The organism is Planktothrix rubescens CCAP 1459/22, from assembly GCA_904830895.1.
Taxonomy (GTDB): domain Bacteria; phylum Cyanobacteriota; class Cyanobacteriia; order Cyanobacteriales; family Microcoleaceae; genus Planktothrix; species Planktothrix agardhii.
In genome coordinates, this window is the sequence record LR882958.1 from 2,019,177 (window position 1) to 2,035,695 (window position 16,519).

17 protein-coding genes are annotated in these 16,519 nt (G+C 41.6%); 10 read left to right on the top strand and 7 right to left on the bottom strand.

From position 1 onward, the window contains the following. Positions 1-30 precede the first annotated feature (30 nt). The gene (locus tag NMG86_RS09465; RefSeq protein WP_026787182.1) at positions 31-483 is read right to left on the bottom strand and encodes a DUF3531 family protein; all 453 of its coding nucleotides are present in this window, start codon (positions 481-483) and stop codon (positions 31-33) included. A gap of 9 nt (positions 484-492) precedes the next feature. Further along, entirely contained in the window at positions 493-1,524 is a 1,032-nt protein-coding gene (locus tag NMG86_RS09470; protein ID WP_026797512.1) for a Sll0314/Alr1548 family TPR repeat-containing protein, read from the bottom strand. Positions 1,525-1,827: 303 nt separating this feature from the next. On the opposite strand from NMG86_RS09470, the gene NMG86_RS09475 reads away from it, so the two are divergent. Beyond that, entirely contained in the window at positions 1,828-2,511 is a 684-nt protein-coding gene (locus NMG86_RS09475) for an ABC transporter ATP-binding protein (RefSeq protein WP_026797513.1), read from the top strand. 18 nt (positions 2,512-2,529) lie between these two features. Beyond that, positions 2,530-3,279, top strand: coding sequence for a 16S rRNA (guanine(527)-N(7))-methyltransferase RsmG (gene rsmG, locus NMG86_RS09480; RefSeq protein WP_026797514.1), 750 nt, complete (start codon positions 2,530-2,532; stop codon positions 3,277-3,279). Positions 3,280-3,341: 62 nt separating this feature from the next. Here the strand turns inward: rsmG and NMG86_RS09485 are convergent, their stop codons facing one another. Together NMG86_RS09485 and thrC are read right to left on the bottom strand one after the other, a co-directional pair. Next, positions 3,342-3,617, bottom strand: coding sequence for a MoaD/ThiS family protein (locus tag NMG86_RS09485; RefSeq protein WP_026787178.1), 276 nt, complete (start codon positions 3,615-3,617; stop codon positions 3,342-3,344). 64 nt (positions 3,618-3,681) lie between these two features. Beyond that, positions 3,682-4,986, bottom strand: a complete 1,305-nt coding sequence (thrC, locus tag NMG86_RS09490; protein WP_026787177.1) for a threonine synthase — start codon at positions 4,984-4,986, stop codon at positions 3,682-3,684. A gap of 481 nt (positions 4,987-5,467) precedes the next feature. On the opposite strand from thrC, the gene murC reads away from it, so the two are divergent. The 4 genes from murC to NMG86_RS09510 all read left to right on the top strand — a co-directional run bounded on the left by murC (position 5,468) and on the right by NMG86_RS09510 (position 9,171). Further along, positions 5,468-7,009: a UDP-N-acetylmuramate--L-alanine ligase gene (gene murC, locus NMG86_RS09495; protein WP_026797515.1), complete on the top strand. Its 1,542-nt coding sequence runs from the start codon at positions 5,468-5,470 to the stop codon at positions 7,007-7,009. A gap of 97 nt (positions 7,010-7,106) precedes the next feature. After that, on the top strand, positions 7,107-8,069 hold the full coding sequence (gene murB / locus NMG86_RS09500; RefSeq protein WP_026793673.1) for a UDP-N-acetylmuramate dehydrogenase: 963 nt from the start codon (positions 7,107-7,109) through the stop codon (positions 8,067-8,069). A 135-nt stretch (positions 8,070-8,204) separates the two neighbouring features. Continuing rightward, complete coding sequence (locus NMG86_RS09505) at positions 8,205-8,561, top strand: YbaB/EbfC family nucleoid-associated protein (protein WP_026797516.1); 357 nt, start codon at positions 8,205-8,207, stop codon at positions 8,559-8,561. Positions 8,562-8,691: 130 nt separating this feature from the next. Continuing rightward, positions 8,692-9,171 (top strand): low molecular weight protein-tyrosine-phosphatase, encoded by a 480-nt coding sequence (locus tag NMG86_RS09510; RefSeq protein WP_026797517.1) that lies wholly within the window; start codon positions 8,692-8,694, stop codon positions 9,169-9,171. 94 nt (positions 9,172-9,265) lie between these two features. Here the strand turns inward: NMG86_RS09510 and NMG86_RS09515 are convergent, their stop codons facing one another. Genes NMG86_RS09515 through NMG86_RS09525 form a run of 3 tightly spaced genes read right to left on the bottom strand, consistent with a single transcriptional unit; the run spans position 9,266 to position 11,442 of the window. Then, positions 9,266-9,481 carry a FeoA family protein gene (locus tag NMG86_RS09515; protein WP_026787172.1) on the bottom strand — a complete coding sequence of 72 codons (216 nt, stop codon included), beginning with the start codon at positions 9,479-9,481 and terminating at the stop codon, positions 9,266-9,268. Position 9,482: 1 nt separating this feature from the next. Further along, complete coding sequence (locus NMG86_RS09520) at positions 9,483-10,946, bottom strand: ferrous iron transporter B (RefSeq protein ID WP_026787171.1); 1,464 nt, start codon at positions 10,944-10,946, stop codon at positions 9,483-9,485. Continuing rightward, positions 10,876-11,442 carry a FeoB small GTPase domain-containing protein gene (locus NMG86_RS09525; RefSeq protein ID WP_233422998.1) on the bottom strand — a complete coding sequence of 189 codons (567 nt, stop codon included), beginning with the start codon at positions 11,440-11,442 and terminating at the stop codon, positions 10,876-10,878. The genes NMG86_RS09520 and NMG86_RS09525 overlap by 71 nt, the downstream gene beginning before the upstream one ends. A 753-nt stretch (positions 11,443-12,195) precedes the next feature. Here NMG86_RS09525 and accA point away from each other — a divergent pair. The 4 genes from accA (at position 12,196) to folE (ending at position 16,474) form a co-directional block, all read left to right on the top strand. After that, the gene (gene accA / locus NMG86_RS09530; protein ID WP_026797518.1) at positions 12,196-13,176 is read left to right on the top strand and encodes an acetyl-CoA carboxylase carboxyl transferase subunit alpha; all 981 of its coding nucleotides are present in this window, start codon (positions 12,196-12,198) and stop codon (positions 13,174-13,176) included. 52 nt (positions 13,177-13,228) lie between these two features. Next, entirely contained in the window at positions 13,229-14,797 is a 1,569-nt protein-coding gene (locus NMG86_RS09535; RefSeq protein ID WP_043938741.1) for a HAMP domain-containing methyl-accepting chemotaxis protein, read from the top strand. Positions 14,798-14,993: 196 nt separating this feature from the next. Then, positions 14,994-15,716, top strand: coding sequence for an SDR family oxidoreductase (locus tag NMG86_RS09540; protein WP_026793679.1), 723 nt, complete (start codon positions 14,994-14,996; stop codon positions 15,714-15,716). 68 nt (positions 15,717-15,784) lie between these two features. Continuing rightward, positions 15,785-16,474 carry a GTP cyclohydrolase I FolE gene (gene folE / locus NMG86_RS09545; protein ID WP_026787165.1) on the top strand — a complete coding sequence of 230 codons (690 nt, stop codon included), beginning with the start codon at positions 15,785-15,787 and terminating at the stop codon, positions 16,472-16,474. Positions 16,475-16,519 lie beyond the last annotated feature (45 nt).

The following is a 16,519-nucleotide window of genomic DNA, read 5'->3' on the forward strand; positions in this document are numbered from 1 at the left end:
TTAGACTTACCTTCCTTAAACCTAGTAGGATTAATTATAATCGCCTACACTGGATTGATAAATGTCTTTTTCAATCGGCCAATCTTCATTTTCACCACCAATAATAATTTTTTCAATGGTGACATATTCTTGACTAAGTTGACGAAAGGTGTTAATTAAAACATCAAGAGCAAAAGCATCACTGGTTCCTAAATCAAACCAACACCGCGCCCAAACTCCTTCATATTCTATTTCCCCCATATTGTGCATCAATGCCATCATACTATTATCCACGATGGCATCATCATAAGTCATATAATTTAGGTCAATTCCTGTGTCCTGAACCTGGAGATTTTCAGCATTAAATCCGCCCATTTTTCCTAATAAAAACCAAGAATCAAAAACTTCCTCAATATAATCCCGTTCACTGCGGGAGGGGACGGTTTGAAATTGTAGCCAAATCCAAATATCAAAAGGATTACATTCTCTAAACAAAACTTCCATAATTAAAAGCTATAAGGGTGGTAATTGATTCGCAGTTGGCCCCCAAAGACCATTAGCATTTTTAATTGTATCTCGCAATGGATCACAGGGACGGCTTTGATTATCAATGCGGTTCAAATTTTTGCATTGTTCATAAAAAATTTGAGCCACTAATCGTTTAGGAAGTCGATCAGATTGACCCAAAGATTGAGTAAAATATTTTTGGGCTTCTTTTAATTGGGTCGGGGTTGTGGTTTGATTTTCTGTTTTCAATTTTTTCCCCTGGTCGGCTAAGATTTGCGCCTTTAAATATAATACTTCTGGATGGTTGGGAGCTTCTAATAAAGCTTTATCAGTATAAGTTAAAGCTTGATCCGGCTGACCTAAATTTTTATAGCCCACAGCAATTCCTCGATAGACTAAATAACGAGGTTCCGCTTGTTTTTCTAATTGATTAATTGCTTTTTTTGAGTCAGAAAAGGGAAGATTTAAGGATAATAATAAATCCATATAACCTTGAATTAAATTGAGTTCGGGATCTTGAGGATCGATTTTTTGAGCGACATCTAAAAACTTTAACACCTCTTGTAATTTATTGAGTGCTTTAGGTGCGCCCTTGAGTGTGCCTTCGCTGACTAAAGTATGACCTCCCTGTAAAAATAAACCGACCGCCACATAGAGATTACCGCGTAAAGGGTCTTTTGTACTTAATAACTTGGCGGATTCTAGGGTTTTATCGCTATAGGTTTTTAAGGCTGTAAAATCCTGATCCTGATAAGCTAAAGAAGCTAAAAGAGCATAAACTAAAGGTTCATTGGTTTCTTGAGATTGCGCTTTTTCTAAATATTCCTTGGCTTGTTTATAATTCCCCTGGGCAAACATGGATTTAAAAGCAGATTCCGTTTGATTTCCAATCGGACGAGGCTCATTTTTACGAAATGGATCAGCAGCAAAAACAAGATTTACCCCCAAACTAAATACAATTAAACCTGTATTAATGCCCAGGACAAATTTTTTCAAAATTGAAAATAGTTTGGGATTTTTAAAATAAGAATAAATCATTATTTTTAATCAATGAGTAAACAACTAAAGAGTGATTAAATTGGAAAGGAACAAAAAGTTAACTGTTAATTAATCAACTGATTACTGATAAATATGTTATAATCCAAAGCAATTAGTGATTTGACCATTGCTTTTGCCTCGTTTTTGGGTTGGACTATCAATGATTGAAGTCTTTACCCCTGTTCCCTCCCCCCCTAGCCCCCCGTGCACGGGGGGTTTGGGGGGCTGTTCCGGTATTCCCTCCCCCCCCGTGCACGGGGGGTTTGGGGGGGCTGTTCCGGTGTTCCCTGCTATATTTTTCTGATGCTTTATATCAAAAACTTAGTTTATCATCCCGCCGCTAGTGACCACTCGATTTTAACCCAAGTTAACTTAGAATTGGCGCCACAGCAAATGGGACTGATTATTGGGCCTAGTGGATCGGGGAAAAGCACACTACTAGAGATTCTATCGGGTTTAGCCACAAAAACCCAGGGAAATATTCGCTGGCGGGAGCAAGAATTGACCCCAGAACACCTACAACAACTGGTGGGTTTAGTGTTTCAATTTCCAGAACGACATTTTTGCGGGGGTACAATTTTAGAGGAATTGCGCCTGGGTCATCCCGAAATCGACGCAGAACAGGTTGATAAAGCCTTAGAGGAAGTGGGATTGGGCCATTTATCTTTACAGGTCGCGCCCCATTCCCTCAGTGGCGGACAGCAAAGACGTCTGGCCTTAGCGGTACAATTAATTCGTCAACCCCATATTTTAATGTTAGATGAACCCACCGCCGGGTTAGACTGGTCAATGCGACAACAATTAATTAATTTATTAGGTAAATTAAAAAAACATTGGACGTTATTAGTTGTTACCCATGATGCCAGAGAATTATTTAGTTTGGCTGACCGTTGTTGGTCATTAAAACAGGGTCATTTAACCGCCCTAGATATTAATGCCATGGCAATCGAAGAAAAACACAAAATTGCCGCTTTTCCTCCCGTTTAATTTTTAGTGAATTGAATTATGAATCAAATTTCCGCTCCCCAATTACCTGATATGAACGCCGTTTGGCAAGAAACCTTAAATTGGCAACCAACTCCCGAACAACAGGTTTTATTTCAACAATTATTTGAGTTAATTATTCAATTTAATCAACAACTTAACTTAACTCGCATCACTGAACCCCAAGAATTTTGGGAAAAACATTTATGGGATTCTCTCCGAGGAATTTCCTTTTTATTATCAGAAAAAAATCTCCTCTCCCCAGGGACAAAATTTATTGATATTGGGACAGGTGGGGGTTTTCCTGGCATCCCGTTGGCAGTAATTTTTCCTGAGTCTTCCGTCACCCTTTTAGACTCAACTCGGAAAAAAATTACGGCATTAACTACTATTTTAGAAGAATTAAAGATCAATAATACTATTCCTTGGGTGGGTCGGGCGGAAGCTCTTGGTCAACATCCAAAACATCGAGAATCCTACGATTTTGCCCTATTAAGGGCCGTTGCACCGCCCTCGGTGAGTGCTGAATATGCACTACCCTTATTAAAGGTGGGAGGGACGGCAATTCTCTATCGGGGTCATTGGACACCGGAAGAAGAACAACAGTTAATCTCGGCGGTTAAACAATTAGGGGGAGTGCTAGAATCTGTGGATGGGTTTACCACTCCTTTAACCCAAAGTATTCGCCATTGTTTATATTTAAAAAAAGTCAGACCCACGGCTAAACAATATCCCCGCGCTATTGGAATTCCTGGTCAAAAACCTCTGTAGTAAGCCCTTCAGGGCTGAAAATAGGGGTTTTTCGGTAAATATAATCAAATCCAATTACTGAATCAACCACCAGCAACCGCCGGAACAATACTCACCTCATCCCCAGATTCTAGTTTGGTTTCAGTTCCTTCTAAGAAACGAATATCTTCGCTATTCACATAGAAATTCAAGAATTTCCGTGGTTTTCCTTTCTCATCACAGAGACTTTTTTTAATACCGGGAAAACTTGCTTCTAAATCTTCAATCAATTCAGAAATGCTAGAACCTGCACACTCAACCTTTGCTTGATTTTTCGTAAATTTTTGCAGGGGTGTGGGAATTAAAACTTTAACGGTCATAGGTTCAACAGGACAATAAATTAACAGTTGGGGTTGAGCAGAAACGTTTTAGACTATTTTAAACCTAAACTAACACTTGTTGCCATTCCAAACGATCTAAAGTACGAGCGCGTTCAATTGCCCGTTCAAAACTTTCTAATTTCGGTTCAATAGTTAAGGGTTCACCGACATAACCTTGGATGGCTTCTTGAGTTTTTAAGCCATTTCCAGTAATATAAACAACGGTAGTTTCTTCAGGATCAATTTTACCCGCTTCTACCAATTTTTTCAAGACGGCAATAGTTGTTCCTCCGGCAGTTTCTGTAAAAATACCTTCGGTTTCAGCTAATAATTTCATTCCTTGAATCACTTCGTCATCATTGACAGATTCAATATTTCCGTTAGTTTTGTTCGCTAATTCAACAGCATAAATTCCATCGGCGGGGTTGCCAATAGCAATGGATTTAGCAATAGTATTAGGTTTAACTGGAGTAATAAAATCCCGTCCTTCTTTAAACGCCGTAGCAACGGGAGAACAACCTTCCGCCTGGGCTCCACTGAAACGCACGGGTTTGTCATCAACTAAACCGACTTCAACAAATTCTCGGAAACCTTTATGAATTTTAGTGAATAGGGAACCGGAGGCAATGGGAGCAACAATATGGTCGGGTAATTTCCAGCCCAGTTGTTCGATGACTTCATAGCCCAAGGTTTTTGAACCTTCGGAATAGTAGGGACGTAGGTTAATATTCACAAATCCCCAGCCGTGGGTATTAGCCACTTCTGAACAGAGGCGGTTGACTTGATCGTAATTACCTTTAACGGCCATTAAAATCGGGTTGTAGATTAAAGTCCCCAGGATTTTACCCGCTTCTAAATCTGCCGGGATGAACACGCAGCAGTCCAGACCTGCTCTGGCAGCAATGGCGGCCGTGGAGTTGGCCAAATTTCCGGTACTAGCACAGGAAACCGTCGAAAATCCTAATTCTCTAGCGCGACTCAAGGCAACGGACACCACCCGATCTTTGAAGCTCAGAGTGGGCATATTCACAGCATCGTTTTTAATATACAGATTTTTTAAACCCAGGCGACGGGCCAACCGTTCCGACTTAATCAGGGGAGTCATTCCCGTACCCACATCAATCACATTCTCAGTGGCCACAGGCAGGAACTTCCGATAACGCCAAATCGAGTTAGGGCCAGCTTCAATCGTAGCGCGAGTTACGGTTTGGCGGAGCAGGTCATAGTTGTACTGGACTTCTAATGGGCCAAAACAGACTTCACAAACGTGCTTGGCTTCGGGGGCGTATTCTTCCCCACACTCTTTACATTTTAATTTGTCAAAGGTAGCGCCTGTGAGTGCTAAGTTGTTGGTTGTTGCCTGAGTCATGACCTGTCCTCCACTGTGAATCTGATACTGCGATGTTGAAATTAAGGTATCACAACCTCAAAAATGTCGTCAACAATACCCGACCTTTTTTGTCGGGATTAAAACTAGATTCAACAGTGCTAGGTTTAGGGTTCACCGCTCCGTCTCCTGAATCCCTTGATCGATTCAGAGAAAATCCGGTGATTTACAAACTTAGGTGTATATGGTATTAGAAGAGCAGTCCTGAACACTTTTAGTAACGGGATAGAGGGTGTTGTAGTTCATCCAGTGCGGTTAGTGGCTAAGTAAGACCTGAGATATTTGTCTAGGGTTTTCAGAACTATACAACTACCGATCAGACTCAATTTGCCTAAAATCTAAAAATATTAGTGCAAAATGCCATCTGAAAAATGTTTGCTAGGGAGTATCGGTAAAAAACAATTCTTGATATGATATCGCGTGTTATTGGTGTGGTGTGGTGTGGTGTGATGAGGAGTAATTGATGCCAATTTCTGTAGATTTCAGTGGCAGGCCTTTTCACTTTATCGGGATCGGCGGGATTGGAATGTCAGCCCTAGCCTATATCCTAGCGAAGCGAAAGCTACCTATTTATGGCTCGGATATTCAACGTAGCCATATTACTCAACGCCTACAAGATTTAGGCGCCGAAATTTTTTGCCATCAACAGGCAAGCAATTTTGAGTATGTTAAACAACCCCAGGAGCGGGGGAATAAACAACCGATTGGGGTGGAACTGGAATTATCCGTCGCTCAAAACGGCGTAAAAACTGCCCTAGCTGGGGTAAAAGTCGAAAGTTTGAAGGGGAAAGGACAAAACTCCCCAAAATTACCTCAAGTCATTTGTTCGACCGCCATTAGTTCTGGAAATTTGGAATATCAAGCCGCCCAGGAGTTAGGTTGTCCGATTTTTCATCGTTCCGATTTACTAGCGGCCTTAATTCAAGAGTATCAAAGTATTGCTGTGGCTGGAACCCATGGCAAAACCACTACCAGTAGCATGATTGCCATGATCTTGCTGGTGGCGGGTCTTGATCCCACCATTTTAATTGGGGGAGAAGTGAATGCCTGGGAGGGGAATGCCCGCATGGGTCAGGGGCCCTACATGGTGGCGGAAGCCGACGAATCCGATGGTTCCCTGGTCAAAATTAAAGCCCAAATTGGTGTAATCACCAATATTGAGTTAGATCACCCCGATCACTATGAAAGCTTAGAACAGGTGATCAACACCTTCAAAGTCTTTGAGAACAACTGTCAAACCTTAGTAGGCTGTATTGATTGCGAAACTGTACGGGAGCAAATCCAACCCAGTATTACCTACAGTTTAAATCCTGACTCCGGTGCCGATTATATCGTTAAGGATGTTGAATATCGTGCCAATGGGATCTTAGCCCCAGTATGGGAGCGAGGCAATTTCCTTGGTAAGTTAGAGTTAAAGTTGCTCGGGCAACATAATCTCAGTAATGCCTTAGCTGCGATCGCCGTAGGACGGCAGTTAGGCCTAGAGTTTTCCATCATAGCCAAGGCATTAGCAGATTTTGAAGGGGCAAAACGTCGTTTTGAGCATAGAGGGTGTTTTAATGACATCCTGTTTGTAGATGACTATGCCCATCATCCCAGTGAAATCCGCGCCACCCTCGCCGCTGCTCGCCTGCGGATGCAAGATAGTATCTTAAATACCCAACCCCACCTTCAACGTATTGTTGCTATTTTTCAACCCCATCGGTATAGTCGAACTCATGCCTTTCTTCAAGACTTCGCTCAGTGTTTTACCGATGCCGATGTGGTAATTCTGACCGAAATTTATAGTGCCGGAGAACCGAATAGCTGGGACATTGATGGCCAGAAAGTCGCAGACTTGATTGGTCATTACCACCCTCAAATATTGTATCAGCCCTCTATGAATGACGTTAAGGGCTGTTTGGCTCAACTCCTACAGCCCGGAGATTTAGCTATATTTCTCGGTGCCGGTAACCTCAATAAAATTATTCCCGAGGTGATGGCATTTTATCAAACCTCTCCCTGATACTAAGGGGACTGAGGCAGGGTGCTTCTCCCGATTGACAGACTGATCTATATGCAATCGGTGATTTATATCCAAGTTCTAAGGTATTCATTTTGATATGGTCATGACACTCTCTTATGACTCCCCCAGTCAAACCAACTACTCTCAGCCACGCTCCATAGCCCTACCTGAAACGGACTGTTTGATTCAATCTTTAGTTCCTTTAACCACCTTCACCTCCTTTCGGGTCGGAGGGCCAGCCGAGTGGTATGTCGCACCTAAAGGAGTAGAACAACTTCAAGAAGCCCTCTTATGGGCCGATACTCAAGGATTACCGATCACCCTCTTGGGGGCGGGATCAAATTTATTAATTAGTGACCAAGGGTTATCAGGATTAGTGATTGCAACTCGTCATCTACGTTATGTTGACTTTGATTCAGAAACAGGGTTACTGACCGCCGGGGCGGGAACTTCCCTTCCCCGTTTAGCCTGGAAAGCCGCTCGCTTGGGATGGCGGGGACTGGAATGGGCCGTAGGCATCCCCGGAACCATGGGGGGGGCGGTGGTCATGAATGCTGGCGCTCACCGATCCTGCACCGCAGAAATTTTAGTCCATACCCATGTTCTATCCAAGTCCGGGGAATTACAGATTTTAACCCCGGAAGATTTAGCCTATCGCTATCGCACCTCAATTTTGCAAGGGGGCGATCGCTTTGTGACTCAGGCGACTTTCCAGTTAGAACCAGGTCATGATCCCCAACAGGTTCTTGCGGATACAACTGCCCATTTTAATCAACGTCGCAATAGCCAACCCTATCATCTACCCAGTTGTGGCAGTGTATTCCGTAACCCGGGTCTGAAAACGGCGGGGTGGCTGATTGAACAGGCGGGTTTAAAAGGTTACAGCATCGGTCAAGCTCAGGTAGCTGAACGCCATGCTAATTTTATTCTTAATTGTGGCGGTGCAACGGCCGGTGATATTTTTTCGTTAATTCGTCATGTTCAAGAACAGGTTGAACGGCGCTGGTCGTTTTTATTGGAACCCGAAGTTAAAATTATGGGTGATTTCCCGGGGTTTTGATTCCCCACGGGGATCGGGGTAGGGACAATCTCTTACCCCAAAACGCAGTTAATCCGCCAAAAAATGCTACTATAGCTTACTTATATGGCGTCAACTTGACTATACAAAGCGTTTTCAGCGCTCGATAAACAAACTATGACACAAGAAAAAGAAAAACCAGGATTTGGTTTTGGTCTGGGCAAAATGAAGGAACTGGCTGAGGCTTTTAAAAAGGCGCAGCAAGTTCAAGAAGGAGCGAAAAAGCTCCAAGAAGACCTAGATCAGTTAGAAATTCTAGGGGAAGCTGGGGGCGGCTTAGTTAAGGTATACCTGAGTGGAAACCAAGAACCCCGTCGGGTGGAGATTTCACCGGATGTTTTAGGCGAGGGCGCTGAGGTGATCTCTGATCTGGTTTTGGTTGCCATGCGGGAAGCTTATGGTAACTCCACTGCAACCATGCGCGAACGGATGGAAGAACTGACCGGGGGTTTGAATTTACCCGGGTTAGGTTAGATAACCCATAAACCTCAAACAAGGCACTGCCAGCGTCCTCGCTGGCTGTGTTTTTTTGGTTAAACATAGAACAAATTATTGGTCAGATCCCTAATTTGGGGTCTTGAGTTTTTAGCTTAATTCTTCACTTATGCCTTATAAATTATTATTTGTGTGTCTCGGTAATATTTGCCGTTCTCCGGCCGCGGAAAATATTATGAATCATTTAATTGACCAGGCAAATTTGAATACTCAGATTGTTTGTGATTCTGCGGGAACATCGAGTTATCATATTGGCAGTTCCCCCGACCGACGCATGACTCAAACTGCTAACCAAAGGGGAATTAAAATGACGGGAAAAGGTCGTCAATTTCAGCGAGATGATTTTGAAAAATTTGATTTAATTTTAGCAATGGATCAAGAAAATTATGAAAATATTCTCCATCTTGATTCTTTAGGAAAATATCGCCATAAAGTTAAGTTGATGTGTGAGTTTTGTCGCCATCATACCCTCAAAGAAGTTCCCGATCCCTATTATGGAGGGACGGAAGGATTTAATCAAGTGATTGATTTATTATTAGATTCCTGTGAGGGCTTGTTAGAGTTTATTATTCAAGACCAAAAATTATAAACTCAAGCCTAGAAGGGAACAGGGAACAAGCCGCGTCGTGAGCTTGTCGAACGAGAACAGGGAACAGGGGGAATTGGGATTAAGCAGAATATCTCTACTCAATATAAATCTGTCCTGCTGTTTCTTGATCTAGGGTGGCACGAGTCCTACCGATTTTAATAATATAGGAAGGAAATTTCTGCTCTAATTGAATCTCAATTCCAGGCATAATTCCCAGAGCCATTAATTTATTAATTAGGCTAGGATCAATAGTTTTTAAGCCAGAAACTATTCCTTTTTCCCCAGTTTTTACCGATGATAATGACATCATTTTAGAAACTAACTCCTAAACTATTTAAAGCTAAATTTGTACAGTAACCAACTAAGAAGGCAAAGGGAAAGATAAAAGAAGTCATTAATATTGTTATCAGCTTTCCTTGCTCTTTAAACATCATTTGTAATTGGGCAATACAAGGTAAAAATAAAGTCAAAACAATCGCCGCAATAAACAACTGATTGCCATTAAAAATCCCCTGTTGCTGCATATCAAATAGCCCCGCAGCCCCATAATCTCGTCGGAAAAACCCATATAAGAAAATAGGAGCCGCTTCCTTGGGAAGTCCTAAACTTAAACTAATTGGTTCTAAACCTCGAATGAGAATATCAAATAAACCCGTTAATTTTCCTAACCAAATAAACACCGATGCCCAAATAAACAGAGGTAAAATTTCATAAAAATACCATGTCATTCGCACCCAGGTTTTAATCAAAATATTCCTGAATTTAGGAAGTCTTAAAGGTGGAATTTCCATATAAAATCCCGCCGGTTTTCCGGGGATAATTTTTGAGGTTAGAAATCCCATTCCCAAGAAAATAAAGATTAAAAATACAGCCCAAACGATTAATGCTGTTGGTTTTTGCGATAATAACCCGACAATTACCCCCCATTGTGCCGCACAAGGAATCGCTAAAGAGAGTAAAAAAACCGCAATTAATCTTTCCCTACGGGTCTCTAAAGTTCGGGTTACCATCGTTGCCATCGTATCACAACCAAACCCTAAAACAATCGGAATTACAGACCTTCCCGATAATCCAATAGATTTGAATACCCGATCTAACATTAAGGACAATCTGGGTAAGTAACCACTATCTTCTAAGATAGAAAACATTAAAAAGAAGGTGGCAACAATGGGTAAAACAATAGCAGTTGCATAACGAATTCCCAAGGTAATAATCCCATAGTCATTGGCAATTAAATCCTGTAAAGGTTGCCAAGGAAAAATGAAAGCTGTCACCTGATTAACAACCGGATTAATCTGTTGTTCAAAGAAAGTTTCAATTAAATCAACTAAAGTTCCAGCCCCAAATTCTCCGACAAATTTATACACCCCATAATATAGAATAATCATTAATATGGGAAATCCGGTTAGGGGATTAACAGTGATTTGATGCAGTTTTTCTGTGAATAAAGTTTTTTCCTGATCTGGCTCAGTCAGCACCAACTTTTCCAGGTTTCTAGCCTGTTGATGACGAGTCTGGGCAATAGCCGCACAAAGGGATTCTTCTAATTGATTTTGGGTGGTTTTCAGAATAATTTCTACTTCTTGAGATCGGGTTTGATCCTGTTGAAGTAATTGCCAAAGATTGGGATCTTTTTGCAACAGGAGTAATGCTAAACTGCGACGAGAAATTGCATAATTATCCACCCAATTCGGGAGAGAATCTTCAGAGAATAGAGACTCGATTTTGGAAATGGCGTTCTCGATTGGTTGCGGATAAATTACTGGACTCAACATGGTTTATAATCCTTTCTTTTAACAGGCGTAATCCTTGGTTTAAAGCGGCTGCCATTGTGACAATGGGAATGCCTAATTTAGTTTCTAAATCTTCCGTTTGAATGGCTAACCCTAATTGTCTGGCTTCATCCATCATATTAATAGCTAGTAAAACGGGTAAACCTGTTTCTATGAGTTGAAATGTTAGAGGTAACATTCGACTTAAATTTTTAGCATCCACAACATGAATAACTAAATCAAACCATTCGCCCATTAATAAATCTCTGGAGACTTTTTCTTCTTCGGTAATCGGAATCAGAGAGTACATTCCTGGGGTATCAACAACCGCAATCGGAGTATTACCGATTTTCATTTCCCCCCTGGAGATTTCTACCGTTGTCCCAGGGTAGTTGGACACGGTAACATACGTCCCCGTTAACCCGTTAAAAACTACGCTTTTGCCAACATTCGGCATTCCCACCAGGGCAATTCTAGGGATTTTGTGGGGCTCAATCACGGTTTCCGGTTGCTTCTTGAGAAAATATCTCAAGAATTTGTCAAAAAAACGCGGAGAATGACTAGAACATTGGTTGGAACATTTGTGGCAGTCCATAGTTATTCAGAATTTGACCATGTATTTAAGCAATATAGCCGATTATAAAACCAATATCTATCAAAAAATCATCAAGAAATGTAAAAATAGTTGGGGAAATTGTATAGATTTATAAAATTAACTTGACTTTTGCTGAAAATATGGTGATAAAATTCAGATCCTGAGTGAAGTTAGTCATAATTAGTTAAAGCCACTTATCGCTATAAACTGTCAAGAAATTAAATATAGTAATCGCGCTTGACGGTGCAGCCTATTCCCTGTTCCCTAAGACCAATTCTCTGAATAAGGGAATGGAAAACTGATGCGATTCAGGATAAACCTGACCATGTAAGTATTATTAATGTTCCTAATCCTGAAACACACGGAAAGGAAGCAAAATATATTGCAAGTAAGTTAGCAAAGAAATCTCGATTATTTTTAGATCGTTTAAATAATCCTATTATCAACAAAAAGTAGATTTCTATTATTTAATCAGCTATTTTTCTTGCCTTGATGTCGAGGCTCAACATCATAAGTGATTTAACTTACTCAAAGCTGTGCAAAAGTGTCATTGACATTGCTTGTTAAGGTGTTTTTGAGTTTCTGGGGTCAAACATCCCTCATTTTCAGGTAAAATAATAAAAATAATATTCACCCTGTGTAACAGTAATTTTGAGTGTGGCTAATTCTAATCGAAAACCAATTCTCCTTGACTTTGAAAAGCCTCTAGTTGAGCTAGAAAGCCGAATTGATCAAATTCGTCAGTTAGCGAATGAAAATGGTGTGGATGTGTCCGAGGAAATCCTACAACTCGAAGCCCGCGCCAGCCAATTGCGACAAGAAATTTTCAGTGGTTTATCTCCCTTACAACGGCTACAACTGGCTCGCCATCCCCGTCGCCCCAGTACCCTAGATTATATTCAAGCCATGACCGATGAATGGATGGAACTCCATGGCGATCGCCGGGGTTATGACGATCCCGCGTTGGTGGGAGGTGTAGCTCGTTTAGGGGGACAACCTGTGGTTATCCTCGGTCATCAGAAAGGACGGGATACCAAAGATAACGTCGCCCGTAATTTTGGGATGGCCGCCCCCGGTGGTTATCGGAAAGCGATGCGCCTGATGGAACACGCTAACCGCTTTGGGATGCCAATTCTGACATTTATTGATACTCCTGGGGCTTGGGCGGGAGTGGACGCCGAAAAATTAGGCCAAGGAGAAGCGATCGCCTATAACCTCCGAGAAATGTTTGATTTAGAGGTTCCAATTATCTGTACTGTTATTGGTGAGGGCGGTTCCGGTGGTGCATTAGGCATAGGTGTGGGTGAAAAACTGCTGATGTTAGAATATTCGGTTTATACTGTAGCTACCCCCGAAGCCTGCGCCGCGATTTTGTGGAAAGATGCGGGTCAAGCGCCTCAAGCAGCCCAGGCCTTGAAAATTACCTCCAAAGACCTCAAACAATTAGGCATTATTGATCAAGTTGTGCCCGAACCCGATGGAGGCGCCCATAGCAACCCTTTAAAAGCAGCAGAACTACTGAAAAAGGCTTTAATTCAATCTTTAGGGGAACTTCTGGCTTTAACAGCCCAGCAGCGTCAAGAAATGCGCTATCAGAAATTTAGAAATATTGGAGTTTTTGCAGAAGCTAAGGTTTAAACGATGGATAATACCAGGGAAGAATAAGCAGAGAACCCAAACATTTGAAAATATGGCCAATAAAATCCCTTTAGAAGTTAAAATTAGTGGTTCATTTTTTGCCCTGGTATTTGGTATTGTTCTTCTGGGTTTCTATGGAGTGTCCCGTCTGAATAGGCAGATTGAAACCTTGGGTTATACTGTAATTCCCAGTATTCGGGGTTTAAATAGAATTAATGAAGGACAAACCCAACTTCAATCGGCGGAACGGTTATTAATCAATCCTTTATTAACAGAAGAAGAACGATCAAAAGAATTAAATCGCATTGAAAAGGCGTGGTCACAAATTAAGCAGGGATTTGAAGAATACGAAAAAACCGAACAAACCGAAGCCGAAAAAAACAGCTATGAACAGTTTTTAATTGATTGGGAGCAATGGCGTCAGTCCCACCAAGATTATTTAGCGTTAGAAGCCAAATATCATCAATTAGGCATAACTAACCCTTGGAACAGTTTACTGCTTTTAAAAGATCAAAAAAACGTTGATCGTGCTGAACTCGACAAAATAGAAGCAGCCTTAAAATTAAGGCTAGAACTAGATAAAATTGATCAAGAAAACCGTAAAAGATATTACCTGTCAGAGCAATCTCTTTTACCAGTTTTAGAAATAAATAATAAATTGGGTGAATTAACTAAACAAGAGGCTATTAATGATGTTAAAACCATTAGTTTTTTGATGATAGTAGCAATTATTGTTTGTCCTACCTTGGCTTTGATATTAGGAAAATTTTTGAGCCGAGGGATTATTAACCCGATTCTAAATAGTATTAATCAGATTGCTAATTCTTCTAGTCAAATTGCCACCACTATCGAAGAACAAGAACGAATTACTGCTCAACAAGCGGCGGCGGTGAATGAAACTACAACGACTATTGATGAATTAGGGTCATCTTCTCGCCAGTCGGCGGAAAAGGCAAAACTCGCGGCTAATAATGCTATTGAAGTCGCTGATATTTCTGAAGAAAATAAAAAACTGGTTCAAAGAACTTTAGCCGGAATTTCTGCCTTGCAATCTACAGTAGAACAAATTTCTAATAAGATGACGGGTTTAGATGAGCAAATGAATCAAATTAGTATAGTTACTAACTTAGTTACCGATTTAGCTAATCAAACTAATATGTTAGCGTTGAATGCTTCTATTGAAGCGGTGAGAGCCGGAGAATATGGGAAAGGATTTGCCGTCGTCGCCGGAGAAATTCGCAAATTAGCTGACCAAAGTAAAAATTCTGCGACTCAAATTAATCATTTAATTACCGAAACTCAAAAATCCCTGCAAACAACTGTTTCTGTGACCGCATCGGGCAAACAAAATGCCATAGATGGGATTGAATTATCCCAACAAACCGCTATGGCTCTGGAAAGGTTGTTTAATGGAATTAATCATGTAATGATGATTAATCAAGAAATTGCCTTAACTTCTCAACAACAAGCAACAGCAGTGGAACAACTCGTCACCGCCATGAACCAGATCAACCAGGGGACTCAACAAAGCGTCTTAGGAATTAGGGAAACCCGTGGTAGCGTTCAACAAATCAACCAAGTTGCCGTTAATCTTCAAAACCTGGCGGGAAAAAAAAGTTGAGTTCTTTGTTGAGTTCCTTGAAGTTGAGAAGGATTCACCGAGAATCCTAAATCCTTAATGCTTTTGATGATATACTGATGGCAGTAACAAATCTTTACATATTTCTCAGATTCAGCAGTTTATAGATTTGTAACATTAGTTTGTATTGCGGGCGTCCTCGCTCGCTGGCATGGTCGAAAACTTAACAGGTACATGAATGAGCCTCGTGCAAAAAAGAGCCTTGATCACAGGAGCCAGTAGTGGCATCGGTCGGGCAACAGCCATAGCCTTTGCCAAAGCCGGGATTGATATTGCATTGGTCAGTCGCCAAAAGGATCGCTTAGAGTCTGTAGCCAAAGAAGCCCGCAATCTGGGTGTGGAGGCGAAAGCCTTCCCCCTAGACTTAGCAAAAGTCGAACAAGTTCATACCCAAATCGATAGTATCGTGGCTGCTTTTGGCCCCGTTAATATCCTCGTCAATAATGCCGGGATGGGATATACCGGACACTTAATCGAAACCTCCCTAGCCGATTGGCAAAAGGTGATCGACTTAAACTTAACCAGCGTATTCCAGTGTATAAAAGGTGTTCTACCAGGGATGCGGGATCAAGGAAGTGGAACCATTATTAATGTTGTTTCCATTGCTGGTCTAAAGGTTTTTCCCAACTGGGGGGCTTACTGCGTAAGTAAATTTGGTTTGATGGCTCTCTCCAAAACCCTGAACATAGAGGAACGGGCCAATGGAATTCGGGTAACGGCCCTCTGTCCGGGTTCTGTGAATACTCCCATCTGGGATAGCGAAACCGTTAAAGCTGACTTTGATCGCTCCGCAATGCTGACACCGGAGATTGTGGCTGAGTCAATTCTCTATGTGGCATTATTACCCACCTCTGCGGTTATTGAAGAATTAACCCTGATGCCAAGCGTTGGTACGTTTTAAATCGTGTTCAATATCGATTTTAAAACAGTTTAACTTTGTTGTTTTTAAACCTTGATTCAAGATACACCATGACTATCTCCACAAACACCAATGGCGTCAAAAATGAGGACACTACTGGATTTTCGATTAGACCGGATCGAACTTTATCCTATAGTCAAAGCACTCCCTCCCAACTCTGCACAGAGGTGAGTGATGAGGAAATGATGGGGGCGGTTCGCACCATGCTTTTAGGTGTCGGTGAAGACCCCGAACGGGAAGGATTGCTCAAAACACCAAAACGGGTAGCTGAAGCCATGCGCTTTCTCACCAGTGGTTACAGTCAATCCCTGGAAGATTTGGTGAATGGGGCTATTTTTGATGAAGGCCATGAAGAAATGGTGCTGGTACGCGATATCACTTTTTTCAGTATGTGCGAACACCATATGTTACCTTTCATGGGTCGGGCGCACGTTGCCTATATTCCCAATCAAAAAGTAATTGGTTTAAGCAAACTGGCTCGAATTGTGGAAATGTACAGCCGTCGTTTACAAGTTCAAGAACGTCTAACTCGCCAAATTGCCGAAGCGGTTCAAAGCGTATTGGAACCTCAAGGAGTCGCCATTGTCATGGAAGCCACCCATATGTGTATGGCAATGCGAGGGGTGCAAAAACCCGGGTCTTGGACAGTGACTAGTGCCATGGTCGGTGTATTCCAAGATGAACAGAAAACCCGTGAAGAATTCCTAAATTTGATTCGCCACCAACCTTCGTTTTTTTAACACGGATTATACGGATTAAGAGGATTTCACAGATTACTGTTTTCT